The following is a 25,100-nucleotide window of genomic DNA, read 5'->3' as shown; positions in this document are numbered from 1 at the left end:
CGACACTCGGGCCCTCGCCCTGCCCGCCCTCAGCCCACAGCACGAAAACGGTCCACCGACTCCGTCGGCGGACCGTCACGAAAGATCGAGGTTAGTTGGTGTCTGGCGACCTGGAATGCGATCAGTTCGGGTATTCAGTGTGGACGGAGAATCCTTCTGCTCGAAGGCTCTCAAGAATCAATATTGGGCCTACGTCGTCACGCTGCCGCAGACTGTCGAGAGCCTCACAGAATGCCCGCTCCTGGCTTTTGTCGGGAAAATCGACCCATAGATAGGAAGGTTCTTCCGTTTCTGCAGACATGCGGGTCATCGTCATCAGTATCAGTTCGGCACTGGGATTCTCGGTCAAGCGGACCATCCACCCCGGGCAGATTGCTAGTAGATCAAGGAAGCCAAGAATCTCGGAGACGCCCGAAGCGCCCTGCCATCCCTTCGATTTGAGGGCGAGAGAAATATCTTTTCCAGACATGAAACCTCACTCGTCAGAAAGAATTGCGCGTTGTGTAGTTGACTTGCCCCAGTGCATTCCTCAAGGCATCTGCATATTTATCGTTCCGGCCGAACATCATTTTCGTGAATCCTGTCATATCGGCATGTGATATTCTCCCGGCCTCATATGCTGCATAAATGTCATCGAACGAAGCGTCATGGAGAGTGAGAACCTCCTGTTCAATTCCTGCATTCTGGAGAATTCCTATGCCTGCGTTTCCGCCGTCCCTGGAGCCTGTCGTGGGAACCGGGCGGCGGAAGGTGAAGTCCTGCTCTCCCCCGGCGTAGAGTCCGATGGAACTGGTGACTATCTTAAAGTTCTTATGCCAATCCTGACGGACCTTCGTCTGCGTGGCATCCATCAGCGTGGCACACAACGGGCAGGGACTACGGGTCACCTTGATCATCAAATGTGCCCACGGATCCTGGTTCGGTGACCTAGCCGCGACCTCGGCTGGCGAAGACAGATACGACGTTAGATTGCCGGCGAACAATGTGAGTACCTGTTCCTCCGCATGCCAGCCGCGATGGTTCGCATCAGCGATGATGTCCGGTATCGGCTTACCGCCGTTCGGATGCACCTTGAAGTATGACTCCACCGCCTTCTTAAACGCCTTGGTACTGCTCTTGCTTTCCCCTCGAATGTACTCCCGAAACTCATCGGACCGTTTCAGTGCGCCGATGGCCACCGTAGGCACTCGGGCGGTAATCCATCCGTATTTGGGCTTAGATTTTTTGCTACCATAGGCTTCACCGCGCAAGTCGTTCAGCCTGAACCGGGAACTGAGCCCATTGATCAGAGCGCGAAGAAAGTGGAGCGCCATAATTACTCGAGAGGGGCTCGCAGTAATGCTGACCTTCGACTTTCCTTCCCTCGTGGAGGAGATAGATATCTCCTTGAGGGCAAAAATCTTGAACTTCCGAGCCGCTGCATCAAGGATGTGACGAACCTCGCCCGCCGAAGCGCTTTCGAGGTTCCGGTTCTTAAGCTCCCTGGAAACCCGCGCGTTCAGTTCCGAGTCCGAGATTTTCTTCTCACGCCCGCCCGGCCCATCAGCCTGCTCCGGGCCGCCGCGGTTCGGACGCTTCAGCTTTTGCCAGAGGGTCCTGCCCTGCTTGGCGATGAAGTCGACGATCTTGTCGATGGCCCGGTTCACCGGACGGGCCACCGCGTGGAATACGCTCTTGACCTTGTTGGCCAGGCTGCCGATGCCCAGCAGTGAGGCCAGGAAGCCGATGAGAAGCGGCACGCTCGATGCCAGGGCGGCTTCCACCAGCTTCGGGACGCCCGCCTGGCCGCCGTTGGCTATGGCGATGACGGCGTCCAGGACCGCGTTGACGAAGTCCGCTATCTGGGCGCCCTGGGTCACGATGAACGTGACGATGTCAATAATTCCCTTGACCGCGCGGATGAACGCCGAGGCGGGATTGAGGAGGGAGAGGATCCAGGTGATGCCCGCGATGATGACCGTCGGGATCAGGTAGGTCGTGAGTTTGGAGAGGATCGTGGACTTGAGGTCGCCGGCCTCGGCCTGGATCTCCTTGACCGCGCCCGCCGGGCCCTCGCGGGCGATGTTCTTCGCGACGGGGACGCTGGTCTCGACCGCCGCCATCGCCTCGTCGGGGACGCCTTTTCGGGTGACGCGGGCCCTGATGTTGTCCCAGGTCAGACCGAGCAGCGAGCCGATGAGCTGGATGATGCCCTTCATGTCGAACTTCTGGGGGAGTTCGAGGCCCGCCTTGACCGCGGTGCCGAGCAGCCAGGAGACGACTCCGGTCTTCAGGTGGTCGGCGATGTTCGTGATGAAGAGGTTGAGGCCTGCTCCGACCGCCTTGACCAGGTTTCCCAAAAAGCCGATCGGGTCCTTGATGATCTTCATGATCGCTGAGGCGGCCTTGGCGAGGATTCCCAGCAGCAGGTTCTTCAGTTCATTGATCGTCTTGATGACGCCGACAATCGCGTCCTTCGCCTTGTCGATCAGGCCCTTGTTGGCTTCCTGGAGCTTCTTGATCTCCTCGTCGATCTTGTTCAGGGCCGCCGTGTACTTCGACGCCAGGTCCTGGACCAGTTGTTCCGACTTCTCGTTGACGGTGGTTTCCAGGTCGTCGAACTTCCCCGCGAAGTCCTTGGCCGCCTCCTCGCCGAACTGCTTCAGGTCCGCGGGGAGTTTGTCGACCTCCGACTTGAGTTCCGCGCGGCCCTTGGCTATGCGGGCCTTTGCCTTGCCCAGTTCCGTCCCGATGATGTCGGCGACCGAGGAGATCACCGTCTGCATCTGGGAGACGTAGAGCTTGCGGGCCTCCTGATAGAGGCTGTTCGCCTCCTTGGGGAGGCCGGCGAACTTGTCCTTCACCCAGCGGCCCTTGCCCATCAGGCCCGAGTAGCGCTTGTCCTTGTACTTCTTCATCCGGCGCTTGTGGTCCGCCGTGAACGCGTCCCGGGCCGCCTTCTCGCCCGAGGTGAACGCCGTGTCGACCTTCTTGTCCAGGTCGGAGAGCGTGGTCTCGACGTCCTTCTTGGTGCCGTCGTAGACCTTCTGGAGTCTCGCCGTGACTTCGGCGCGCTTCTTCTCGTCGTTCGACTTCGTCTCGCCCTTGCCGCCGTCCACCTGCCGGCCCGCCTGGGCGCGGGTCGCGGTGAGAGCGGTCATGGCCTGGGCGCCGGAGGCCGCCGCGCCGGCCTTGGCGGTGGAGAGCTGCTGGTCCTCCGCGGATCTGCCCTTGGCCGGGGCCTTGGCGGAGTCCGTTTCGGCCGTCTTCTTCGCCGACAGGGCCTCGTTGAACTCCGGCTCGTTGCCCTTGGCCAGTTGTTCCTCGGTGACCTCTGCGTCCGCCAGCACCTGGTCGTTGGCGGCAGGGCCCTCGGAGAAGTCCGTGACGGCCGCGGGTTGTTTCGCCGGGATCGCTGCTTCGGCGGAAGGGGAGCCAGGGTTGCCCGGGGGCTGGTCCGGGGTGAGGGGAGTGACCTCCTTGTCCTTGGCGGCCGAGGTGTCCGGCGGGGCCTTCGTGGCGGTGTCGATGTCCTTGGCCGAGGACTCCTTGCCGTCCGTGACCTTCCCGTCGACCTCGGCCTTGACCCGGTCGGCCTTGCCGGACCCGGAGAACTTGTCGGCCTCGTCGAGGTTCTTCGGGGCCTGGGCGTCGATCGCCTTGCCGACCGCGTCGATGAACGCCTTCTTGTCGAACTCGCCCGGCTTCGCCGCGTTCATCTTCTCGGCGTTGGCCGCCTTGCCCTGGGCTTCCTTGTCGTCCGGGGGTGCGACCGCCGCGTCCTGGGCGGCCTTCGACTCGGCGGCCGCCGGGGGATGGTGGGACAGCCGTTGCTTCTTCGCCGCCACGTCCGCCTTCACGGTGCGGAAGCCGGGGGCCTGGGCGGGGGAGGGGGTGACCGGGGCCGTGTAGCGCTGGGCGACCAGGCGGGAGACCGCCGCGTTGCCGGCCGACCGTTGCAGGTGCTGGATGCTCCGACGGTCGGCCGGCAACGGGGCCGCGGGCGCTGGGGACGAGCCCGCGCGGGGGGCGTCGGTACGGGTCGGTGCGGCGGGGGCCTTCTCCGGAACCGCCTTCATCCGTCCCTCCCGCCAGCCACAGTTCGCCCGGACGTGATGTGTCACGGTGCCGGGCGCGCAGTCGGCGGCCGGAGGGCGGACGGGTCGGATCTGGGGCACATCCGGTTGGTGTGTACGGGCCGTGGCGTTGCCTTTTCGGGCAGCCTCCGCTGCACGGCGGGGCGGCCGACTATCCGTTCCCGGTGATCGAACGAGTGGCGAGAATCGCCGGTGTTCCCCGGTTGAGGATCGGATGGGGCGACCGGGCCAAGGAGAGCGTCAAGGAGAGGCTTATATGCCGTCGTACCTGTCCCCGGGCGTCTACGTCGAAGAGGTCGAGTCCGGGTCCCGCCCGATCGAAGGGGTGGGCACCTCTGTCGCCGCCTTCGTCGGCTTCGCCCAACGGGGGCCGTACGACGAGCCGACGCTGATCACGAACTGGAGCCAGTTCGTCAGCACCTTCGGCGACTTCGTCGACGGTACGTACCTCGCTTCCTCCGTCTACGGCTTCTTCGCCAACGGAGGCGGTGTCTGTTACGTGGTGCGGATCGGTGAGGGGCCGCGTACGGGGGACGAGGGAGAGAGGGCCGGGGAGCCGGCCGTCGGCGCCGAGGTACAGGTCGGGCCCTACGCCGTGAAGCCCCGGCCGGGCGTCGTCGGCGAGATCAGTGTGGAGGTGGCGGACGCGGAGGGCGACGATCCGCCCTCCGACGTCTTCCAGCTGATCGTGCGGCGGGACGGGCAGGTCGTGGAGACGTATCCGTCCGTCACGACCAAGCGCAGCAAGGACAACGTCGCCACCCGCGTCAACGCGAAGTCCGAGCTGATCGAGGTACGGGAGACGGGGCGCGGGGCCGCACCCGCCAGGCCCGCCGCCCAGTCGGTCACGCTCGCACCGGCCGCGCCCGCCGCGGGCAGTTCCGGTGCGCTGGCACCCGAGGTGTACGTCGGTGACGCCGACCGCCGTACGGGCCTGGGCGGTCTGGAAGCCGTCGACGAGATCACGATGGTCGCCGTGCCCGACCTGATGAGCGCCTACGAACGAGGGCTGCTCGACCTGGAGTCGGTGATCGCCGTCCAGCAGGGCCTGATCTCCCACTGCGAGCTGATGGGCGACCGGGTCGCCATCCTCGATCCACCGCCGGGGCTCTCGCCGCAGCAGGTCAGGGCCTGGCGTACGGACCGGGCGAACTTCGACTCCAGGTACGCCACGCTCTACTACCCCTGGATCAGCGTCGCCGACCCGGCCTCGAGCCGCGCCACCCTCGTACCGCCGAGTGGGCACGTCGCCGGCGTCTGGGCGCGCAACGACGACTCACGCGGGGTGCACAAGGCGCCGGCGAACGAGGTGGTGCGCGGGGCCGTCGCCCTGCAGACCCAGCTGACCAAGGGCGAGCACGATCTGCTGAACCCGATCGGGCTGAACTGCATCCGCGCCTTTCCCGGGCGCGGCATCCGTGTCTGGGGCGCGCGGACGCTCGCGTCGGACCCGGCCTGGCGGTACCTGAACGTGCGGCGGCTCTTCAACTACCTGGAGGAGTCGATCCTCGCCGGTACCCAGTGGGTCGTCTTCGAACCGAACGACGACGCGCTGTGGGCCCGCATCCGGCGCACGGTCTCGGCCTTCCTGGTCAACGAATGGCGCAAGGGTTCCCTGTTCGGACTCACCCCGGACGAGGCGTTCTACGTGAAGTGCGACCGCGAGACCAATCCCCCCGAGAGCGTCGACGCGGGTCAGGTCATCTGCGAGGTCGGGGTCGCACCGGTCAAGCCGGCCGAGTTCGTGGTGTTCCGGCTCTCCCAGCTGACCGGCGGCACCGGAGGGGTCGACGAATGACCGGACGACCCAGGATCGGGCCGACCCCGGACCGGTCGACGAGTGACCCGACGCCCCACAACCGGACGCCCGACAACCGGACGCCCAGCAACCGGACGCCCCACACCGGGCACCTCTCGACCGGGCACCCCACGACCGGACGACGAGTGACCGGACGACCCCGGACCGGTGGACGTGGGACCGCTTCGTTTCTGAGCATGGCGTAAGGAGTCTGTTGTGCCACTTCCCGATCTCGACAGTTCCGTCGGGCATTCCTTCGGCCTGGAGTTCGACAGCGTCATCATCAAGCAGATCACCGAGGTCAGTGGTCTGAAGATGGAGCAGGACGTCATCGAGCTGAAGCAGAACACCGCCGACGGCAAGTACGCCATCAAGAAGCTGCCGGGCAGGCCCAAGGCCGGCGAGGTCACCGTCACGCGCGGCCTCACGGAGGACAACAGTTTCGAGCGCTGGATCAAGGACTCGCGGTTCGGCCGCATGACGGACGCCCGTCGCAACGGCGCGGTCATCGTCTACGACTACGAGGGCCTGCCGATCAAGCGGTACAAGCTGATCAACGCCTGGCCGAAATCGCTGGAGATCGGCACGCTCAAGGCCGGTGACACCTCGGTCCTGACGGAGAAGCTGGCGATCACGTACGAAAGCATGGAGCTCGACTGATGCGGCGGACGGTCCAGTTCCAGGCACCTGACCGGGAACCCGGGGAGCAGGGGAGGGCCGGGCGGCCCGAGCCCCTGCGCACCGAGTTCGGCTTCGAGCTGCCCCGCGGATACGTCGACGATTCCGGCACCGTCCACCGCACCGGGGTGATGCGGCTCGCGACCGCGCGTGACGAGCTGGTGCCGTTGCGGGACGACCGGGTGCGGGAGAACTCCGCGTACCTGTCGGTCGTCCTGATCTCCCGGGTCGTGACCCGGATCGGAACGGTCGAGGACATCCACCCGGGCGTCATCGAGGATCTTTTCGCCTCTGATCTGGCGTTTCTGCAGGACTTCTACCGCCGGATCAACGCGGAGGGGCACACCCGGGCCGCTGTCGCGTGTCCGTCGTGCCACGAGGAGTTCGCGGTGGATCTCGCCGGTGGTGGGCGCCTGGGGGAATCGTGACGTACGCGGCCGACCTGCTCTACGAGGAGGTCGCGTACCTCGCTTATCACTTCCACTGGCCGCTCGATGACCTGCTGGATCTGGAACACCCGGAACGCCTGAATTTCGTCGCACAGGTCGCTCGCCTGAACGGGCGGTAGCGAGTAGCGCAGGGGAGGACGAGGGATCCATGGGGCTGATGTCCTGGCTGCGCGGCGGTCGTTCGACGAGTGGTGCCGGGCCCGAGGCCGCGGAGTCGCCGAGGCGGGACCGGAGTGACCGGGTCGATGTGGACCGGCTGGTGCCCATCCAGCGGACCGTGGCCGGGCAGGATCTCGTCATCGATCCCTCCGCGTTCCAGGAGGCGTTGACCACCCGGCAGCAGACGACGCTCGGTGCGCCGCTGGGCCATCTGATCAGCCCGGAGGCACCGGCCGGGCTGGTGCACGGAGTGGCAGGTGCGGTGCCGGGGAGTCCCGTCCCGGCACCGGTGCAGCGGACTGCCGACATGCCCGTGCGGGGCAGATCGGCAGCTGTGCCCGTACAGCGCGCCGTGGCGGGTGGTGCTCCGGCCCTGACGTCAGCCGGGGCGGCGGGGGCGGTCGCGGACCTCCCCGTACGGCAGTTGGTGGGCGAGCAACCCCTCGTCACGCAGGCACAGACGCAGGCACAGACGCAGGCAGAAGCGGAAGCAGAAGCGGAAGCAGAAGCGGAGCCGAAGTCGGCGGCGGCCGTCGCCCCGGATGCCGGGGTCGTGCAGCGAGCGGTGGAGCCCGGCCCGGCGCGGCCGCCCCGGCGCGCACCCGGGATCGGCGCGCCCCTGCCGGGTCTGCCGCCGACGGCTCAGCGGCAGGCGGCCGCAGTGGTGCCCGGGGACGGGGGTGGAGACGGAAGCGGTAGGGGGAGTGCCAGCAGCGGTGGCGGGGGAGCGCCCGTGGACGCTCCCCCGCCAGGGGACGCACGCCTGGCGTTCACCGGCCCCGCCGTCCCGGAAGTTCCCGAAGGGGGTCCGGCGGAGGAAGCGGACCTGCCCGCCGCCCCGTTGCTGGGGGACCGGCCGTTGGCCGGGGCCCCGCCCGCAGGAGAGCCGGCGACGGAGGTGCCGGGTGCTTCGGTCCAGCGAGCCGCCGCCGTGCCCCCCGGCAACCCGTTGCCGGGTGACCTCCCTGTGTCCCCACCGGTCACCGGGCCCACCGCCCCCCTGCTCGGCGAGCGCCCGCTGACCCTGCGTACCGCCGGTCCGGAGACGGCCGGTCCCGCTTCCGTGAACGGGGCGACCGTCCAGCGCTCGGCCGGGGACGGGCGGGCACCGTGGACGCAACCACCGGAGGGCACGACCGCCGCCGTCCCCGTGCGGTGGACCCCGATGACTCCAGGCGCTGCGGGGGCCTCCGCCTCCGTTCCCACAGCCGCGCCCCTGCAGAGAGCGGTTGCGGTTCCCGCGACCCGGACACCGCCCGTCGCCTCCCTGCAACGGCAGTCGGGTGGGCGGCCTCCGGCGCCGGGACCGGCTCACGGTTCCGACGGTCGCGCCCCCTTGCCGACCGCCGGCGCCTTCGCCGTGGCGGCCGGTGTTGCCCAGCGCATGGCCGACGGGAGCGTCGTCTTCGGGGCCGCGCCTCCTGGGGACCTGTCCCGCCCCGTCGTCCAGCGTGACGTGGAGAGCGCCGAGGAGCCTTCGCCGCTGCCCGGACCCCAGCTGGACACCGGGCCCGATCCGGTACCGGAACCGGAATCGGACGCCGTGTCGGCCGACGGGGGAGCCGGTGCCGAGTCCCGGACCGCACCGGCGACCGGTGATCAGGCGGCTGCGCCGACGGTGACGGACGAGCTGGTCCGGGCCCTGTACGCGCCGCTCAGCCGGCTCCTCAAGGCCGACCTCCGCCTGGAGCGCGAACGGGCCGGCTTCCTGATCAGCACCCGCCACTGAGCCATCGAGAGTCACCGACCGAGAGGCACGTGCCATGGCCACCGCCCAGGACAGCGACCCCGCCGTCAGCGTCTGCTTCGTCGTGACGATCGACGACATAGAGCTCGGGTCGTTCAACACGTGTGACGGTCTCGGCTGCGAGGTCGTCCTGGAAACCCGTGAGGAGGGCGGCAACAACGGGCACCTGTGGCAGCTGCCGACCCGGCTGAAGTACTCCCACGTGAAGCTGTCCCGTCCGCTGACCCGCGAGACGGAGAAGGTGGCGCGCTGGTTCGCCACGATGACGACCGGGTTCAGCCGCAGGACGGCGCACATCGAGGCCCGGACCGGGGACGGGCGGAAGGTGGCCCGGTGGGGGTTGCTGGAGGTGGTGCCGGTGCGCTGGACCGGCCCGTCGTTCACGCCCGAGTCGCCCAAGGTCGCGATGGAGACCATCGAGATCGCCCACCACGGTTATGTGATGGAGGGCTGACGGCGTGAGCGGAGCGGGACCCATCGCCTTCAGCGCAGCCGGTACGTCCGGGCCGGTGTCCGCGGCCAAGGGCGGTTCGGCCAGGCCCAAGCTGGAGCACGCGTACCTGGAGTTGCGGACCCCGCCCACCGGTGGCGGACTCACGCCCGGCGGGCCGTGCGGGCGGATCGACTTCCAGTTCAACCCGAAGGAGCTGAGCCTCACGAAGGCGGCGTCCTGGAAGCGGACGCCGGCCAAGGGGGCGAAGAGCTCGGGACCGCCGGAGTACCAGGGGTCGCAACCCAGCAAACTCACCGTCGAGATGTTCTTCGACGCCAGCGACACCCAGGACACCAGGGTGGTGACCTCGGTGGAGCAGCTGTTCGCGTGCTGTGTGCCGACCAACGAGACCAGGCAGCAGCAGCGGTCCTCGCCGCCGTGGGTGGTCTTCCACTGGGGCGGGCTCACCGGGTTTCCCGGATACGTCAGCCAGGTGGCGGCGAAGTACACCCTGTTCACGACGTCAGGGGTGCCGATCCGGGCCGTCTGCCAGGTCACGATGGAGGAGATCAGCGGGGAGACGCCGGGCCAGAACCCGACGTCGGGCGCGCTGGCCGCCCGGCGCGTGCACCGGGTGGACGCCGGGGACTCGCTGCCCTCACTGGCCCACCGGGAGTACGGGGACGCCGGTGCCTGGCGGATCATCGCCGAGGCCAACGGCATCGACGATCCGATGCGGCTCGCGCCGGGGACGCAGCTCCTGCTGCCCGCACCCGACGAGTTGAACCGGCTCCGGGACGACTCGGGCACCGACCGGGGGCTGGGCTGATGGCGCAGCAGGGCGTGGCGACCGCACTGGTCGTGGAGTTCGGCGGGACACCGCTGCCGGTGAAGTTCGTGAACACCCTTGTCGAGGGATACGTCGACGACAGCCGCCTGCTTCCGGACCTGTTCCTGCTGCGGTTCCGGGACCCCGGCCGGGTCCTGCTGGAACACACCGGCCTGAGGATCGGTACCGAGGCCCGGCTGCTGGCCCGCGCGGGCGGTGACACGGTACCTCAGCCACTGCTGGAGGGGGTGGTCACCGCCCTGGAGGTGGAGCTGGACGAGACCGGCACGTTCACCGTCGTACGCGGTCTCGACGAGTCCCACCGGCTGCTGAGAGGGCGGCGGGTCGCCAGTTACCAGAACGTGACCCTCGCCGACATCTGCGGTCAGGTCGCCCGGCGCGCCGGGCTGAAGCCCGGGACGGTGGACGTGGCCGGACCCGTACTCGAACACATCGCCCAGCCCAACGTCACCGACTGGGAATTCGTGCGCGGACTCGCCGAGGAGGCCGGTGCGCAGGCCTACGTACGCGACGGGCGACTGCACGTCACCCGGCCCGCCGAGGCGAGCGGGGCGCCGGGCGCCTCGGCACGCGCCGAACGTGATCCGCTGGTCCTGGAACTGGGCAGCAACCTGCTGCGCTGCCGCGCCGGGGTCTCGGCTGCCGAACAGGTGTCCGAGGTGGAGGTGCGCGGCTGGGACGTCCGGGCCAAGCAGCCGCTGGTGGGCAGAGCCCCGGCCGGGAAGTCGTCGACGCTGGAGCTCGGGGTGACGGCCGCGGAGGTGTCCTCGCCGTTCGGCGAGGCACGGTTCGTCGTCACCGACGCGGTGTACGGGACGCAGGCCCAGGTGGACGGGGCGGCGAAGGCCCTGGCAGAACGGATCGCCGGATCCTTCGCGGAGCTGGAGGCGGTGATCCGGGGCAACCCGGAGGTACGGGCGGGCACTGCCGTGGCGCTGAACGCGGTGGGAGCGCCGTTCGAGGGCCGGTACACGGTGACCTCCTCACGCCATGTCTTCGACGCGGTGAGGGGATACGAGACCTGGATCACGGTGTCCGGGCAGCAGGAGCGATCGCTGTTCGGGCTGACCGGGGGCGGCGGGCCGGGAGCCGCGGGCACGCCGGGCGATGGTTCGCGCTGTGCCGGGCTGGTCAACGGGACGGTGACGGACACCCAGGATCCCGAGGGATCCGGGAGGGTCAAGGTCCGCTTCCCCTGGCTGTCGGACGAGTACGCGAGCGACTGGGCACGTACGGCGCAGTCGGGCGGTACCGGGGGCGGCGAGGCGTTCATTCCCGAGGTGGGCGACGAGGTGCTGGTCGGTTTCGAGCACGGGCGTCTGGACCGGCCGTATGTGCTGGCAGGGCTGTACAACGGGAAGGACCGGCCCGGCCAGGGGGGCGGGTCCGGCGACGGCACGGCCCCTGCCTCCGCCCCCGGCGATGCACTGGTCGATCCCACCACCGGCGCGGTGAACCGCCGTGCCTTCGCGTCCAGGAGCGGCAACCAACTCGAGCTGCTGGACGCGGCGAACGGCCCGCAGGGGGTCAGGCTCCGCACCGGCGACGGCAAACTCACGATCGACCTGGACCGCAAGGGCACCGCGATCGTCGTCAACAGCGACGGCAGCGTGACGATCGAGGCCAAGGAGCGGGTCTCCATCACGGCGGCCGACGGGGTCGCGCTCGACGCCGGCCGAGGGGCTCTCGAACTCGCGGGTGACAGCGTCTCGCTGACCTCCCGCAGCGGCGTGGCCCTCGACGGCGGCAACGGCAAGGTGGCGCTCTCCACCGGCGGAACGGTGGAGGTCCAGGGCGGCGAGGTCACCGTGGTCGGCAACCGCCGCACCGCCATCAGGAGCAGCGGTTCGGTGTCGGTCGACGCTCCCCTGATCAAGCTCAACTGACGCATCCACGCACGTCCCACCCCGCACCAGCCCAGGACAGGAGTTGGACCGCATGCCGGCATCAGCAGCCGCCGCACGGGTCGGCGATCCCACCGGACACCCCGGCACGGTCGGGCCACCCGGGGTGCCGTCCGTACTCATCGGCGGCAGGCCCGCCGCGACGGTGGGGACCGCGCACACGTGCGGCTCTCCCCTCGCCCACCCGCCGTCCACGATCGCGCCGCCCGGCAGTTCCACCGTGCTGATCGGCTCGAGGCCCGCCGCCCGCGTCGGGGACCTGGCGGGCTGCGGATCGCCGGTCGTGTCCGGCTGTGCGACGGTGCTGATCGGGGGCTGAGACGGTATGGGACAGCAGTTCATCGGTGCCGGCTGGGCGTTCCCGCCGCGTACGGACGCCACCGGGTCCATCGCGCTGGTACGCGGCGAGCACGAGCTGGAGGAGTCGATCCGGCTGATCCTGGCGACGTCGCCGGGGGAGCGGCCGATGCGGCCCGAGTTCGGCTGCGCCGTCAACGACTACGTGTTCGCGCCCGCCGACGCGGGGACGGCCGGGCAGCTCGCGTACGAGGTCCGTCTCGCGCTGGAGCGCTGGGAGCCCCGGATCGAGGTCATCGAGGTCACCGTGCGCTTCGACGAGGCGGACGACGGTGTTCTCTACATCGACATCGGCTATGCGGTGAGCGGCTCCAACGACCCCCGGAATCTCGTCTTCCCGTTCTACGTGATCCCGCAGCACACGCCGGAAGCGACCCATGACGACGAGGAGGCCGGCACGTGACGCTGCCCAGTCCGCATCTGGACGACCGCCGCTTCCAGGGCCTGGTGGACGAGGCCAAGCGACTGGTGCAGCAGCGCTGCCCGGAATGGACCGACCACAACGTGTCGGACCCCGGCGTCACCCTCATCGAGGCGTTCGCGACCATGGTCGACCAGTTGGTCTACCGGGTGAACCGGGTGCCGGAGAAAAGCTATCTGAGCTTCCTCGACCTGATCGGGGTCCAGCTCCACCCGCCCACCGCCGCGCACACCGACGTGACGTTCCGGCTGTCCGCGCCACAGCCCGAACCGGTGCTGGTGCGGGCGGGCACGGAGATCGCCACCGTCCGTACGGAGACGGAGGAGGCGGTCGTCTTCACGACGTCCGAACCTCTGGCCGTCGTGCCGTGCGCGTTCGCCCATCTGGCCACCTGGCCGTCGGCCGGGCAGGCCACCGACCGGACCGAGGAACTCGCGCTCGGCCGGGACGTGGCCTGCTTCGGTGCCACCCCCGTGCCCGGTGACTGCCTCTATGTGGGCCTGTCGGCGGCCGTACCCGCCGGTGTCGTCGTCCTGCGGCTGGACTGCAAGGTCGAGGGGGTGGGCGTCGACCCGCTGCGGCCACCGCTGCTCTGGGAGGCGTGGGACGGCACCTCCTGGGCGGTCTGCGAGATCGAGAAGGACGACACCGGCGGCTTCAACCGGTCCGGTGAGCTGATCCTGCATCTGCCCAGGACGCACACCCCGGCGGCGGTGGTGCGGCGTACCGGCGGCTGGCTGCGCTGCCGCCTGATCGAGGCGGAACCGGGCCGGCCGACGTACGTGGCGCCGCCCGTGGTCCGACGGATCACCGCGTTCACCATCGGCGCGACCGTGGCCGCCGAGCATGCGGAGACCGTGTCGGACGAGGTGCTCGGAGCAGCGGAAGGCGTACCCGGTCAGGTGTTCACGCTCGCCCGTCCGCCCGTGGTGCCCGGCGAGTTCGTCGTCGAGGTGTCCGATCCGTCGGACGGTGCCGAGTTCACCCGGTGGACCCGGGTCGACGACTTCGCGCACTCCGGGCCGGAGGACCGCCACGTGACCCTCGACCCGAACTCCGGCCGGGTCGAGTTCGGACCGGCCGTCCGGGAGCGGGACGGCGGTATCCGCTACTACGGCGGCGTCCCGGTGAAGGGAGCCACGGTCCGGGTGCGTGCCTACCGCACCGGAGGCGGACTGCGCGGCAACGTCGCGCGCTCGACGCTGAAGGTCCTGCGCAGCGCGATCCCTTACGTGGCCCGGGTGGAGAACCGCCGGCCCGCGCTCGGCGGGGTCGACGGCGAGAGCGTCGGCAGCGCGCGGGTGCGCGGGCCGATGACGCTGCGCACCCTGCACCGTGCCGTCGTCCCGCACGACTACGAACTACTGGCCCGCGAGATCGCGCCCGACGCGGCCCGTGTGCACTGCATCCGCGCCGCCGGCTCCGGGGAAGTCGACGGGGAGGGAGACCCGGGGGGCGGGGTGCGGCTGCTCGTCGTACCGGCCGGGCGCGGTGACGAGCAGGGCCGGATCGATTTCGACGAGCTCATCCCGCCCGCACACACCCTGGCGCTCATCGCCGGGCATCTGGACGCCCGGCGCCCGATCGGAGCCCGACTGGTCGTCGAGCCGCCCTTCTACCAGGGCGTCACCGTCGTCGCCTCGGTACAGGCCGAGCGCGGGGTCCCGGCCGAACAGATCCGTGAGGCGGCGCTGGCCGCCCTGTACGGGTACTTCAATCCGCTGACCGGCGGGCCGAACGGGCAGGGCTGGCCGTTCGGCCGGCCGGTCCAGTCGGGCGAGGCGTTCGCCGTGCTCCAGCAGGTGCCGGGAGTGGACCTCGTCGAGGACGTACGGCTCTACCCGGCCGACCCGGTGACCGGTGAACGCACCGATCCCACCGCGAAGATCGCGCTGGACCGGCACGCACTGGTCTTCAGTTACGAACACCAGCTGCGGGTCAGGGAGGGCTGATCCGATGCGCACCGGCGTCACCGGTCTCCCGACCCCGCACCCGCTGATCGAGCAACTGCCCGCCGTCTACCTGGAGCAGGACTTCCTCCGTCGGTTCCTCGGCGCGCTCGACGACGTGCTCGCCCCCGTCCTGCTCACGATCGACAACCTCCCCGCCCATCTGGACCCCCGCACCGCCCCCGACGACTTCCTGGGCTGGCTGGCCCAGTGGGTGGCGGTGGAACCGCATGAGGACAGTCCGCCCGCCCACCGGCGTGACGCCCTGCGCGGAGCGGTGGCCCGGCACGCACGGCGCGGGACACTGCGGGGGCTGGCCGAGGCGGTGGCCCTGGAGACCGGCGAGGAGCCGGAGCTCGTGGAGAGCGGAGGCACGGCCTGGTCGACCCGGCCGCACAACGCCCTGCCGGGCGGGGCACGCCCCTGGGTGACGATCCGGGTCCGGTCGGGGGCGGGGCGCGCCTTCGATCGCGTACGGCTGGAGGAGCTGATCTGTACGGAGATCCCCGCGCATGTCGGGTTCACGCTGGAGCTGCTGCCGGCGGCAGGGGGAGCGGGGGGTGGTGCGGCGTGATCTGCGAAGCGTGCGGGCATCGGAACGCGCCGGGGCGGGAGTTCTGCGCTTCCTGCGAAACATTCCTGGCGTGGGATGCGGAGGCGGGGACGGAGACGGGGACGGAGACGGGGACGGGCCAGGCGGGGCCTGGGACGGGCCCTGTCCTGCCGGCTGCTCCCGAGACCGGTCCCGCCCCCCGCCCCGTACCCCTGGCCTCGCCACCGACTGCCGCCGTTCCGGCCACCGCATCCCGTACACCCCCTCCGTCCACGCCACCCCTTCCAGCGGTCCCGGCACCCGTGCCGTCGCAGCCTGCCGGGGCCGCTCCCCGGCGTCCCGGGGACTGTGCCGACGGGCCCGCTCCCGGGCCCGAGGCATGGCCCGACCCAGGGCCGCGCCCGTCCGAACCAGGGCCACCGGGCCCGGTGGCCGGCCCGGGCCCCGTCGTCTGTCCCAACTGCCGTACGGAGAACGCGCCTGAGCGCGCACTCTGCGTCCGCTGCGCCCTGCTCCTCGACCCGGGGCCGGAGCCCGCCCTCCGCCCGCCCTGGTGGCGCTGGATCTTCCGCCACGGCCCCCGGCAGGCTCCCGCCGCCGGGTCGCGACCGCGACGGGGGTGGCGTAGGCCGAGGCTCGGGCTGCCCCTTGTACTGCTCCTGGCAGCGGCGGGCGTCTGGTTCGCCCTTCCCCATCTGGGCGGCCTGTTCGGTCTCGCCAAGGAGGAGACGGGGGCGCCCGAGTCGGTGCCTCCCTCGGCGTCCCGCGGTTCGAGCGCGGTGTCCGGCCATCCCCCGGGTGCGGCCTTCGACGGGTTCAGCAACCGGTACTGGGCTCCGAAAGAACCGGGCGAGGGCACGGGCGAGTACCTGGAGTGCGACTTCGCGCAGCCCGTGAAACTGACGAAGATGGTGGTGTTCTCCGGGACCTCGGCACGGAAGGACGAGTTCCTCACCCAGGCCCGCCCGGCGAGGATCACCGTCGTCCTGACCTCGAAGGACGGTGAGGAGACGAGCAGGCCGATCCGGCTGCGGGACCAGCCGGGGCAGCAGACCTTCGACGTCCGGGGCTCCGGAACCGTCCGCGCCCGGCTCGTCGTCGAGTCGGCGTACGGCACCGGGAAGGGGCGCCGGACGGCCGTCGCGGAGGTCGAGTTCTTCGGGCGCAGGTCCTGACCGACGGCTAGGGCGTTGTGTCGAAAGTAGCGCCGTCTGCCCGAAGGGCAGGCTCGGCGGTGTCCGGTGCGTGCGATCGCAAGGCGGAGGGTCGCCCCGATACTGGATGTATCGGGGCGATCCCGACAACGCGGCGAGTGTGCGTGCCGGGCGCCGCCGGGCAGGCGGGACTTTCGACACACGCCCTAGGACGGGCTGCCCCCTGCCGTGGCGGTGCCGACCTCCGGACCGGCGTGCGGTCCGGCCTGGCCCGGGTCCCGGCAGGCCTGGGTCCCGGCAGGCCTGGGTCCCGGCAGGCCTGGGTCCCGACCTGGCCCGGGTCCCGGCAGGCCTGGGGCCCGGCCTGGCCCGGGTCCCGCCTGGCCTGGGTCCCGGCCTGGCCTGGGTCCTGGCCGGCCTGGGTACCGACCTGGCCTGGGTCCTGGCCGGGCCGGACAGTAAAGTTCGGGAGCGTCGTCCCACCAACTCCGAGGTAGCCGCGTGTCTTCCGCACTCCCCGAACCACCGGCGCCGATACCGGCTCCGGCCGTGGCCGTCGTGGGCATCGGCGCCGACGGGTGGGCGGGCCTGCCGGACACGGCGCGCTCCGCGCTCCTGGTAGCCGACGTGGTCCTGGGCGGTGAGCGCCACCTGGGTCTGCTCCCGTCCGGGTGCGCGGGCCGGCGCGTGCCCTGGCCATCGCCGCTGCGGCCCGCCCTGCGGGGTCTGCTCGCCGCCCACGCGGGCCACCGGATCGCGGTGCTGGCCAGCGGCGACCCCATGTTCTACGGCATCGGCCGGGCCCTGACCGAGGAGCTGGGTGCCGGGGCGCTCCGGGTGCTGCCGCACCCCTCCTCCGTGTCGTACGCCTGTGCCCGGCTCGGCTGGCCGGTCGAGGACACCGAGACCGTCACCCTGGTCGGCCGCCCCACGGCACGGCTGACCGCCGCGCTCCACGACGGGCGCCGGCTGCTGGTCCTGAGCGCGGACGGCGCCACGCCCGCCGCGGTGGCCGCCCTGCTCCGGGGCCACGGCTTCGGGCCCAGCCGGATGCGGGTGCTCGAACAACTGGGCGGCCCGGACGAGGGCTGCCTGGACGGCACCGCCGATACGTGGGACCACCCGCCGGGGGACCCGCTCAACGTCATCGCCCTGGAGTGCCGGAGCACCCCGGACACCGTGCGCCTCGGAGCCGTACCGGGGCTTCCCGACGAGGCGTACGAGAGCGACGGGCAGCTCACCAAACGCCATGTGCGGGCCGCCACCCTCGGTGTGCTCGCGCCCGCGCCCGGTGAGCTCCTGTGGGACGTGGGCGGGGGTTCCGGGTCGATCGCCGTGGAGTGGCTGCGGACCCACCCGTCCTGCCGTGCGCTCACCGTCGAACGCGACCCGGTACGCGCCGCCCGCATCACGCGCAACGCGGACCGGCTCGGCGTCCCCGCCCTGCGCGTCGTCACCGGCCGGGCGCCGGACGCCCTGGCCGGACTGCCCGCGCCCGACGCGGTGTTCATCGGCGGCGGACTCACCGCACCCGGACTGCTCGACGCCTGCTGGGACGCGTTGCCCCCGGGCGGTCGGCTCGTCGCCAACACGGTCACGCTGGAGTCCGAGGCGCTGCTCACGCAGTGGTACCGGCGGCTCGGCGGGGAGCTCGTGCGGCTGGCGGTGGCACACGCGGTGCCGGTCGGCGGGTTCACGGGCTGGCGTCAGGCCATGCCCGTCACCCAGTGGTCCGTACGCAAGGCCCCTTCGACCCCCTCAGGAGACAACAGATGACCGTGTACTTCATCGGCGCGGGCCCCGGTGCCGCCGACCTGATCACGGTGCGCGGTGCCCGCATCCTCGCCGCCAGCCCCGTCTGTCTCTACGCGGGCAGCCTGGTGCCGCGTGAACTCCTGGACGCGTGCCCGCGGGACGCCCGGCTCGTGGACACGGCCCAGCTGGACATCGACCGGATCACCGCCGAACTGGTGCGCGCGCACGGGGAAGGCCACGACGTCGCACGGCTGCACTCCGGCGACCCCTCGGTCTTCAGCGCCGTCAACGAGCAGATGCGGCGGCTCGACGAGGCGGGCGTGCCGTACGACGTCGTGCCCGGGGTCCCCGCGTTCGCCGCTGCCGCCGCCGCCCTCAAGCGGGAGCTGACGGTCCCCACGGTCGGCCAGACGGTCATCCTCACCCGGATCGCCCAGCGGGCGACGGCGATGCCGGAGGGCGAGGACCTCGCCACCCTCGGCCGCAGCGGCGCGCTGATCGTGCTGCACCTGGCGGCGCGGTACGTGGACCGGGTGGTCGACGAGCTGCTTCCGCACTACGGGGCCGACTGCCCGGCCGCCGTCGTGGCGATGGCCTCGCGCCCGGACGAGATCGTCCTGCGCGGGACGCTCGACTCCATCGCGGACCAGGTGAAGGAGGCGGGGGTGATCCGGACCGCCGTGATCATGGTGGGCCGGACCCTGGGCGCGGAGCAGTTCCGGGACAGCCACCTGTACTCCCCGCACCGGGACCGCCACTCCTGCTGAAACCGGGTGGCGGCGCCGGGGTCGGGGACGGCCGCCGGGGCCTGGGGGCGGTCCCTCCAGCTGCGCCCCGCGTCACCGCACGGAGCTTCGCCCCACCACCGTTCCCGCCCGGTCGATGCAGATCACGTCCACCGTCACCGGTGCACCCCGCAGCACCGACAGCGCCTGGTCCCGCGCGGCCACCGCCACCAGGTCCCCCAGGGGCACCCCGGCCGCCAAGCACAACTGCAGTGCCGCCAGACCGGTGTTGGCCACCTCGATCTCCGCGGCCAGTCGCTCGCTCGCCCCGCCCTGCCGCGCCAGCCGCGCCAGAAACGGTTTGTCGACCTGGGAGCGGCCCGAGTGCAGGTCCAGGTGGCCCGCCGCGAGTTTGGACAGCTTGGCGAACCCGCCGCAGATCGTCAGCCGCTCCACGGGATGCCGGCGTACGTACTTCAGTACGGCCCCGGCGAAGTCCCCCATGTCCAGCAGGGCGATCTCCGGGAGCCCGTACTCGGCGACCACCGTCTTCTCCGAGGTCGAGCCCGTGCACCCCGCCACATGCCGGTGGCCGGCCGCCAGTGCCACGTCCACCCCGCGGCGGATCGAGTCGATCCAGGCCGAGCAGGAGTACGGCACGACGACGCCCGTCGTGCCGAGGATCGAGAGCCCGCCCAGGATGCCGAGGCGAATGTTCCACGTGAAACGTGCGATCTCCTCGCCGTCGTCCACCGAAACCGTGATCTCGACATCGCCGGTGCCCCCGTGCCCGGCCGCCACCCGCGCGATGTGGTCCCGCATCATCTGGCGGGGGACCGGGTTGATCGCGGGCTCCCCGACCTCCAGAGGCAGCCCGGGGAGGGTCACCGTCCCCACACCCGGGCCTGCCCGGAACACCACTCCGGAGCCGGGCGGCAGCAGCCGAACGGTGGCGCGCACCAGCGCGCCGTGCGTCACGTCCGGGTCGTCGCCCGCGTCCTTGACCACGCCCGCCATGGCCCGGCCGTCGGTCAGTTCCTCGACGGCGAGCGCGAAGGCCGGAGTCTGGCCCCGGGGCAGCGTGACGGTCACCGGGTCGGGGAACTCCCCGGTGAGCAGCGCCGTGTACGCGGCGGTGGCCGCTGCCGTCGCGCAGGCACCGGTCGTCCAGCCCGGCCGCAGACCGGTGTGCTTGAGTTGGGCGGTGCGCCCGCCCAGCGCCTCACTGCTCATGGATGGACCGGTCCCATGCCCTTGCACCTGCTCGTCCTCGGCGGCACGACGGAGGCCCGTCGGCTCGCGGAGTCACTGACGGCCGAGAAGGGGATCAAGGTCACCAGTTCGCTCGCCGGACGCGTCGCCCGGCCCCGGCTCCCACCGGGCGAGGTACGCGTCGGGGGCTTCGGCGGAGCCGACGGCATGGCCGAATGGCTCCGTGCGCACCGAGTGGATGCGGTCATCGACGCCACCCATCCTTTCGCCGGGACGATCAGTTTCAACGCGGCAGCGGCCGCCGCTACCGTTCATGTTCCCCTGCTGGCTCTCCGCCGGCCCGGCTGGGTGCCCTCGGACGGCGATCGGTGGCACACCACGGACTCCTTGGCCGGCGCGGCGGAGCTGCTGCCCGGACTGGGCCGTCGGGTCTTCCTCACGACGGGACGCATGGGGCTGGCGGCGTTCGCCGGACTGGACGCGCTGTGGTTCCTGATGCGGTCGGTGGACGCCCCCGACGCCCCGTATCCGGCGAGCATGGAGGTCCTGCTGGACCGGGGCCCGTTCACCCTGGACGGTGAGCGGGCGCTGCTCCGGCGCCACGGCATCGACGTCCTGGTCACGAAGGACAGCGGCGGTGCCGCGACCGCCCCCAAGCTCTTGGCCGCCCGGGAGGCCGGAATCCCGGTGGTCGTGGTGCGCCGGCCGCCCGTCCCCGAAGGCGTACCGGTGGCCGGAACGCCCGAGGACGCCCTCGCCTGGCTGCGGAGCATCACGGGAGCCCGCGCGTAGCGGGCAGCCTGCCGGGCCGGGCCTGCGACGCCGACGCTGCGGCCGACGCCGACGCTGGTGGGCGCGGACAGGGGCGGGGGCGGCAGTCGCTGTCCGTGGGCTGCGGGAGCCGGGGCGGGTGGTGGCCGCCGGCGGTCGGCGCCCACCGGATCCGGTGCCGTCCCTGCGCCGCGTCGTCCCCTGCCCTGCCCTGCCGGGCCCGTACCCGCCGTGCCGCTCCCGGCCCGCCCCTGTCCTCCCCGGTGCCCGGTCAGGCCTCCGGATAGCGGCGCGGCGTCCAGACGATCTGCCGGCCGTCGCCCCGGTGCACCCAGCGGGTCTGCGAGGACCCCACGATCAGGATCGTCCGCATGTCCACCTCCATCGGGTCCAGGTCGGCCAGCCGGACCGTGCGCACGCTCTCCGCAGGTCCGCCGACATCGCGGCCGAGCACCACGGGCGTGTCCGGGGAGCGGTGTTCCAGCAGCAGGTCGCGGGCTTTGCCGACCTGCCAGGTCCGGCTGCGGGAGCCCGGGTTGTACAGCGCCAGGACCAGGTCGGCCGTGGCCGCCGCGCGTAGCCGCTCGGCGATGACCTCCCACGGCTTGAGCCGGTCCGAGAGCGAGAGGGTGGCGTAGTCGTGGCCCAGCGGGGCGCCCGCACGGGCGGCGGCGGCGTTCGCGGCGGTCACCCCGGGCAGCACCCGTACGGCGATGTCCGTGTACGCCTCCTGCGAGGCCACTTCGAGCACGGCCGTCGCCATCGCGAAGACCCCGGGGTCGCCCCCGGACACCACGGCCACGCGGCGCCCACGGCGTGCCAGGTCCAGCGCGAACTCGGCGCGCTCCGACTCCACCTTGTTGTCGGAGCCGTGGCGCTGCTGCCCGGGACGGACCGGCACCCGGTCCAGATACGTGGTGTAGCCGACCACGTCGTCGGCGGCGGCCAGCGCACCCCGCGTCTCGGGTGTCAGCCACAGCGGCCCGGCCGGCCCGGTGCCGACCACGACGACCTCGCCGGAACCCGGGGCCCGCTCGGGCCTGGGGGCGTCGATCCGGCTGGGCAGCACGGCGACCGCGAAGTACGGCACGGAGTCCGCGTCGGTGTCCGCGAGGTCTCCGGTGCGCTCGCCCGCCATGGTGGCGCGCTCGACGTACCGCGCCTCCGGCAGCCGCCCGGACGCCTCGAACGCACGGCGTACGGCGGGGAACGTACGGCCCAGCTTCATCACGACCGCGGAGTCCGTGGCCGCCAGACGGGCCGTCAGTTCCTCCTCCGGCAGGGTGCCGGGCAGGATCGTCAGCACCTCCTCGGCCTCGACGAGCGGGGTGCCGAGCCGGGCCGCGGCGGCGCTGACCGAGGTGACACCGGGGATGACCTCGGTCTCGTACCGGTCGGCGAGCCGCTTGTGCATGTGCTGGTACGAGCCGTAGAAGAGCGGGTCGCCCTCGGCGAGGACGGCGACGGTGCGGCCGGCGTCGAGATGTGCCGCGAGGCGGCCGGCGGCCTCGGCGTAGAACTCGTCCAGCGCACCCCGGTAGCCGCCCGGGTGGTCCGTGGTCTCCGTCGTGACGGGGTAGACCAGCGCCTCCTCGATGTGGTCGGCACGGATGTGCGACGCCGCGATGGAGCGGGCGATGGAGCGGCCGTGCCGGGCCGAGTGGTAGGCGACGACGTCGGCCTCGCCGATGACCTGCACGGCCCGTACGGTCATCAGGGACGGGTCGCCCGGGCCGAGCCCGACCCCGTACAGCCGCCCGCTACCCGCACTGCCCCCGGTGGTTCCTGCCGTCCCGGACCGCTGCTGCTCGGGCACGTTCATTCCTCCTCGCTGGCGATCGCGTTGAGGGCGGCGGCCGCGAGGGCGCTGCCGCCCCGCCTGCCCCGCACGACGAGGTGCTCCAGTCCCGACGGGTGGGCGGCCAGGGCCTCCTTCGACTCGGCGGCCCCGATGAAGCCGACGGGCACGCCGATGACGGCGGCGGGCCGTGGCGCGCCCTCCTCGATCATCTCCAGCAGCCGGAAGAGCGCAGTGGGCGCGTTGCCGACGGCGACGACCGCCCCCTCCATCCGGTCCCGCCACAGCTCCAGGGCGGCGGCGCTGCGGGTGGTCCCGAGCTCCGCGGCCAGCCCGGGCACGGAGGGGTCGGAGAGGGTGCAGATCACCTCGTTGTCCGCCGGCAGGCGCTTGCGGGTGACACCGCTGGCGACCATGGCGACGTCGCACAGGATCGGCGCGCCGGAGCGCAGTGCCGCGCGGGCGTCGGCCACGGCGTTCGGTGAGAAGGCGAGGTCGCGTACGAGGTCGACCATGCCGCAGGCGTGGATCATGCGGACGGCGACCTGGCGCACGTCGGCGGGCAGCCCTGCCAGATCCGCTTCCGCGCGGATGGTGGCGAAGGACTGGCGGTAGATCGCCGGTCCGTCCTTCTCGTACTGGTGCACAGTGCTGTCGCTTTCCTCATCGAACGGGGGGTGATACGTGATGGTCAGGTGCGGGTGCCGCGGGCGGCCGCCACGGCGGCGGCGAGCGCGGCCGGGTCGGGCCCGACCGTCGCCGCCCCGGTGGTCCGGTCTCCCCGTACATGGGAGATCCGGTGTCCGCCGGGGGTGGCGACCACGTCGATCCACTCCCCGTGCGGATGGCCGCAGCGGCGTTCGCACCCGGACCAGTACACAGGGAGCCGTCCTGCGGGGCCGACGGCGGCCCCCGCCTCGGCCCGTACGTCGGCCAGCGACCTCGCGCAGCCGGGCCGCCCGATACAAGCTCCGACTCCGGTCCACGGGGAGCCGGGCCCGGTGATCAGGCCGGCCGCGGAGAGGTCGTCGAGCAGGCTGTCCACCCGGTGGGAGGGCACCCCGGTGACGACGGCGCCCCGCCACGGGGTGAGCCGCAGTCCGCCCGAGCCCGACAGCAGGCGCCACTGCGCCCGGTCCAGCCGTCCGAGCGGTACGCCGACGGACAGGGCGGCCTCACCACGGCGGCCGGTGACGGGTCCGGGAGCCGGGGGCACGGCCTCAGGGGGGCGGGGCAGGACCTCTTCGGAGACGTCGATGCCGGCCTGTCCGAGTCGGCGTCGGACGTCACCGGGCAGGCGGGCCGCCGCACGGTCCGGCAGGTCCTTGATCCGCCAGGCGCCTGTCTCCGGGGCCGCGTCCAGGAAGGCCTCGACGGCGAGGAGCACGGCGCGGGGGGCGTCGGGGGCGGGTACGCGCAGGACGGCGTCCGTGGCCCCGACGCGCAGCAGCGCGCCACCGTCCTCCCGGGCCAGGAGGGTGAGGTCGGCGCCGAGGGCGTCCACGTCGCCGCGGCCGTCGTCGAGGGCGAAGAGGAAGCGTCCGGAGAGAGCCGCGGCCCGGTCGCTCGCGCAGAGGAGGCGGTCCAGCGCGGTCAGCCACGGCCCGATGCCGACGGCCCCCAGGGAGTCGAGCCCGGAGAGCGGGGAGGCGACCACGTTGCGTACCCGCTCGTGGCGTTCGGAGGGCAGCAGCCCGGCGGCACCGAGCAGTCCGGCCAACTCCGCGCCGCAGTCCGGGGAGAGCCCGCGCACCTGCACGTTGCCCCGGGAGGTGAGATGCAGCTCACCGTCCCCCAGCCGCTCGGCGGCCTCCAGCAGGGCGGCGGACTGAGGGGGCGTCAGCACGCCGCCCGGTATGCGGATCCGTGCCAGTGCGCCGTCGTCCGCCCGGTGCAGCCGCAGGGCGCCCGGGCATGCGTCACCGCTGCTCCGGGCACTCGCGTCGCCCGGAGAACGGGACGGAAGGGGGGAGACGGACATGGCGGCGAGCATACCGACCGTGACCGGAGCGCACCCCTACGGTCACTGTGACCTACGGGACATCCGCCGCCGTGCCGGCCCGGGGCGGAGGCCGTCTGGTCAGGACCCCCCTCCCCCCGCCTACTATGCCTAGCGGCGGTCCGTTCGGTCCGCCATCGCCGTACGGCGACCTGGGAGGAAGCCCGGTGAGATTCCGGCGCGGTCCCGCCACTGTGAGCCCGGCCCCCCGGCCGTGCGAGTCAGGAACTCCCTTTCCCAGGCGCTCGGTCCCGTCCGAGCGCCGAACCGACACTGCCCGGGGCGTGGACACCCCGAGGAGGGCTGACGCCG

General features: G+C 71.6%; 22 protein-coding genes and 1 riboswitch. Of the genes, 16 read left to right on the top strand and 6 right to left on the bottom strand.

Going from position 1 to position 25,100, the window contains the following annotated elements; translation table 11 throughout:
* Nucleotides 1-121: 121 nt before the first annotated feature.
* The gene (locus tag ACH4VO_RS29970) at nucleotides 122-469 is read right to left on the bottom strand and encodes a hypothetical protein (RefSeq protein WP_360995006.1); all 348 of its coding nucleotides are present in this window, start codon (nucleotides 467-469) and stop codon (nucleotides 122-124) included.
* Between the two features lie 13 nt (nucleotides 470-482).
* Nucleotides 483-4,058 (bottom strand): hypothetical protein, encoded by a 3,576-nt coding sequence (locus ACH4VO_RS29965; protein ID WP_360995009.1) that lies wholly within the window; start codon nucleotides 4,056-4,058, stop codon nucleotides 483-485.
* A 274-nt stretch (nucleotides 4,059-4,332) separates the two neighbouring features.
* On the opposite strand from ACH4VO_RS29965, the gene ACH4VO_RS29960 reads away from it, so the two are divergent.
* The 15 genes from ACH4VO_RS29960 (at nucleotide 4,333) to cobM (ending at nucleotide 19,050) form a co-directional block, all read left to right on the top strand.
* Entirely contained in the window at nucleotides 4,333-5,874 is a 1,542-nt protein-coding gene (locus ACH4VO_RS29960; protein ID WP_360995012.1) for a phage tail sheath subtilisin-like domain-containing protein, read from the top strand.
* Between the two features lie 216 nt (nucleotides 5,875-6,090).
* Nucleotides 6,091-6,534, top strand: a complete 444-nt coding sequence (locus ACH4VO_RS29955) for a phage tail protein (RefSeq protein WP_360995015.1) — start codon at nucleotides 6,091-6,093, stop codon at nucleotides 6,532-6,534.
* Complete coding sequence (locus tag ACH4VO_RS29950) at nucleotides 6,534-6,980, top strand: hypothetical protein (protein WP_360995018.1); 447 nt, start codon at nucleotides 6,534-6,536, stop codon at nucleotides 6,978-6,980. Before ACH4VO_RS29955 ends, ACH4VO_RS29950 begins: the two co-directional genes overlap by 1 nt.
* Entirely contained in the window at nucleotides 6,977-7,120 is a 144-nt protein-coding gene (locus ACH4VO_RS29945) for a DUF6760 family protein (protein WP_360995020.1), read from the top strand. Before ACH4VO_RS29950 ends, ACH4VO_RS29945 begins: the two co-directional genes overlap by 4 nt.
* Nucleotides 7,121-7,149: 29 nt before the next feature.
* Nucleotides 7,150-8,889 carry a hypothetical protein gene (locus tag ACH4VO_RS29940; protein WP_360995023.1) on the top strand — a complete coding sequence of 580 codons (1,740 nt, stop codon included), beginning with the start codon at nucleotides 7,150-7,152 and terminating at the stop codon, nucleotides 8,887-8,889.
* A gap of 34 nt (nucleotides 8,890-8,923) precedes the next feature.
* Nucleotides 8,924-9,361 carry a phage tail protein gene (locus tag ACH4VO_RS29935; RefSeq protein ID WP_360995026.1) on the top strand — a complete coding sequence of 146 codons (438 nt, stop codon included), beginning with the start codon at nucleotides 8,924-8,926 and terminating at the stop codon, nucleotides 9,359-9,361.
* Between the two features lie 4 nt (nucleotides 9,362-9,365).
* Nucleotides 9,366-10,169, top strand: a complete 804-nt coding sequence (locus tag ACH4VO_RS29930) for a peptidase M23 (protein WP_360995029.1) — start codon at nucleotides 9,366-9,368, stop codon at nucleotides 10,167-10,169.
* The gene (locus ACH4VO_RS29925) at nucleotides 10,169-12,076 is read left to right on the top strand and encodes a VgrG-related protein (RefSeq protein WP_360995032.1); all 1,908 of its coding nucleotides are present in this window, start codon (nucleotides 10,169-10,171) and stop codon (nucleotides 12,074-12,076) included. The genes ACH4VO_RS29930 and ACH4VO_RS29925 overlap by 1 nt, the downstream gene beginning before the upstream one ends.
* A 52-nt stretch (nucleotides 12,077-12,128) precedes the next feature.
* Complete coding sequence (locus ACH4VO_RS29920; RefSeq protein WP_360995035.1) at nucleotides 12,129-12,413, top strand: PAAR domain-containing protein; 285 nt, start codon at nucleotides 12,129-12,131, stop codon at nucleotides 12,411-12,413.
* Between the two features lie 6 nt (nucleotides 12,414-12,419).
* Entirely contained in the window at nucleotides 12,420-12,854 is a 435-nt protein-coding gene (locus ACH4VO_RS29915; protein WP_360995038.1) for a GPW/gp25 family protein, read from the top strand.
* Complete coding sequence (locus tag ACH4VO_RS29910) at nucleotides 12,851-14,824, top strand: putative baseplate assembly protein (RefSeq protein ID WP_360995041.1); 1,974 nt, start codon at nucleotides 12,851-12,853, stop codon at nucleotides 14,822-14,824. Before ACH4VO_RS29915 ends, ACH4VO_RS29910 begins: the two co-directional genes overlap by 4 nt.
* Nucleotides 14,825-14,828: 4 nt before the next feature.
* On the top strand, nucleotides 14,829-15,395 hold the full coding sequence (locus ACH4VO_RS29905; RefSeq protein WP_360995043.1) for a phage tail protein: 567 nt from the start codon (nucleotides 14,829-14,831) through the stop codon (nucleotides 15,393-15,395).
* 407 nt (nucleotides 15,396-15,802) lie between these two features.
* Nucleotides 15,803-16,549 carry a discoidin domain-containing protein gene (locus ACH4VO_RS29900; protein ID WP_360995046.1) on the top strand — a complete coding sequence of 249 codons (747 nt, stop codon included), beginning with the start codon at nucleotides 15,803-15,805 and terminating at the stop codon, nucleotides 16,547-16,549.
* 480 nt (nucleotides 16,550-17,029) lie between these two features.
* The gene (gene cbiE, locus ACH4VO_RS29895; protein WP_360995049.1) at nucleotides 17,030-18,304 is read left to right on the top strand and encodes a precorrin-6y C5,15-methyltransferase (decarboxylating) subunit CbiE; all 1,275 of its coding nucleotides are present in this window, start codon (nucleotides 17,030-17,032) and stop codon (nucleotides 18,302-18,304) included.
* On the top strand, nucleotides 18,301-19,050 hold the full coding sequence (gene cobM, locus ACH4VO_RS29890; RefSeq protein ID WP_360995052.1) for a precorrin-4 C(11)-methyltransferase: 750 nt from the start codon (nucleotides 18,301-18,303) through the stop codon (nucleotides 19,048-19,050). The genes cbiE and cobM overlap by 4 nt, the downstream gene beginning before the upstream one ends.
* A 72-nt stretch (nucleotides 19,051-19,122) precedes the next feature.
* Here the strand turns inward: cobM and ACH4VO_RS29885 are convergent, their stop codons facing one another.
* On the bottom strand, nucleotides 19,123-20,241 hold the full coding sequence (locus ACH4VO_RS29885) for a cobalt-precorrin-5B (C(1))-methyltransferase (protein WP_360995054.1): 1,119 nt from the start codon (nucleotides 20,239-20,241) through the stop codon (nucleotides 19,123-19,125).
* Nucleotides 20,242-20,256: 15 nt separating this feature from the next.
* Here ACH4VO_RS29885 and ACH4VO_RS29880 point away from each other — a divergent pair, with 15 nt between their 5' ends.
* On the top strand, nucleotides 20,257-21,012 hold the full coding sequence (locus ACH4VO_RS29880) for a cobalt-precorrin-6A reductase (protein ID WP_398441710.1): 756 nt from the start codon (nucleotides 20,257-20,259) through the stop codon (nucleotides 21,010-21,012).
* 250 nt (nucleotides 21,013-21,262) lie between these two features.
* Here ACH4VO_RS29880 and ACH4VO_RS29875 read toward each other — a convergent pair whose 3' ends face one another.
* Genes ACH4VO_RS29875 through cobG form a run of 3 tightly spaced genes read right to left on the bottom strand, consistent with a single transcriptional unit; the run spans nucleotide 21,263 to nucleotide 24,782 of the window.
* A complete protein-coding gene (locus ACH4VO_RS29875) occupies nucleotides 21,263-22,813 on the bottom strand; it encodes a precorrin-2 C(20)-methyltransferase (protein ID WP_360995057.1) in 1,551 nt (516 codons plus the stop codon).
* Nucleotides 22,810-23,436: a precorrin-8X methylmutase gene (locus ACH4VO_RS29870; RefSeq protein ID WP_360995060.1), complete on the bottom strand. Its 627-nt coding sequence runs from the start codon at nucleotides 23,434-23,436 to the stop codon at nucleotides 22,810-22,812. The genes ACH4VO_RS29875 and ACH4VO_RS29870 overlap by 4 nt, the downstream gene beginning before the upstream one ends.
* Nucleotides 23,437-23,480: 44 nt before the next feature.
* Nucleotides 23,481-24,782 (bottom strand): precorrin-3B synthase, encoded by a 1,302-nt coding sequence (gene cobG, locus ACH4VO_RS29865; RefSeq protein ID WP_360995063.1) that lies wholly within the window; start codon nucleotides 24,780-24,782, stop codon nucleotides 23,481-23,483.
* A gap of 162 nt (nucleotides 24,783-24,944) precedes the next feature.
* Nucleotides 24,945-25,019: riboswitch (cobalamin riboswitch) on the top strand.
* The last annotated feature ends 81 nt before the right edge of the window (nucleotides 25,020-25,100 follow it).

The organism is Streptomyces sp. NPDC020780 (assembly GCF_044334475.1).
In the GTDB taxonomy this organism is placed as follows: domain Bacteria; phylum Actinomycetota; class Actinomycetes; order Streptomycetales; family Streptomycetaceae; genus Streptomyces.
This window is presented reverse-complemented; position numbering and strand designations above follow the sequence as displayed.

Coding starts and splice junctions, on each gene's coding strand:
- ACH4VO_RS29915 (WP_360995038.1), top strand. CDS start 12,420: ATGGGACAGCAGTTCATCGGTGCCGGCTGGGCGTTCCCGCCGCGTACG.
- ACH4VO_RS29960 (WP_360995012.1), top strand. CDS start 4,333: ATGCCGTCGTACCTGTCCCCGGGCGTCTACGTCGAAGAGGTCGAGTCC.
- ACH4VO_RS29965 (WP_360995009.1), bottom strand. CDS start 4,058: ATGAAGGCGGTTCCGGAGAAGGCCCCCGCCGCACCGACCCGTACCGAC.
- ACH4VO_RS29925 (WP_360995032.1), top strand. CDS start 10,169: ATGGCGCAGCAGGGCGTGGCGACCGCACTGGTCGTGGAGTTCGGCGGG.
- cobM (WP_360995052.1), top strand. CDS start 18,301: ATGACCGTGTACTTCATCGGCGCGGGCCCCGGTGCCGCCGACCTGATC.
- ACH4VO_RS29880 (WP_398441710.1), top strand. CDS start 20,257: ATGCCCTTGCACCTGCTCGTCCTCGGCGGCACGACGGAGGCCCGTCGG.
- ACH4VO_RS29950 (WP_360995018.1), top strand. CDS start 6,534: ATGCGGCGGACGGTCCAGTTCCAGGCACCTGACCGGGAACCCGGGGAG.
- ACH4VO_RS29935 (WP_360995026.1), top strand. CDS start 8,924: ATGGCCACCGCCCAGGACAGCGACCCCGCCGTCAGCGTCTGCTTCGTC.
- ACH4VO_RS29940 (WP_360995023.1), top strand. CDS start 7,150: ATGGGGCTGATGTCCTGGCTGCGCGGCGGTCGTTCGACGAGTGGTGCC.
- cobG (WP_360995063.1), bottom strand. CDS start 24,782: ATGCTCGCCGCCATGTCCGTCTCCCCCCTTCCGTCCCGTTCTCCGGGC.
- ACH4VO_RS29885 (WP_360995054.1), bottom strand. CDS start 20,241: ATGAGCAGTGAGGCGCTGGGCGGGCGCACCGCCCAACTCAAGCACACC.
- ACH4VO_RS29920 (WP_360995035.1), top strand. CDS start 12,129: ATGCCGGCATCAGCAGCCGCCGCACGGGTCGGCGATCCCACCGGACAC.
- ACH4VO_RS29875 (WP_360995057.1), bottom strand. CDS start 22,813: ATGAACGTGCCCGAGCAGCAGCGGTCCGGGACGGCAGGAACCACCGGG.
- ACH4VO_RS29970 (WP_360995006.1), bottom strand. CDS start 469: ATGTCTGGAAAAGATATTTCTCTCGCCCTCAAATCGAAGGGATGGCAG.
- ACH4VO_RS29905 (WP_360995043.1), top strand. CDS start 14,829: ATGCGCACCGGCGTCACCGGTCTCCCGACCCCGCACCCGCTGATCGAG.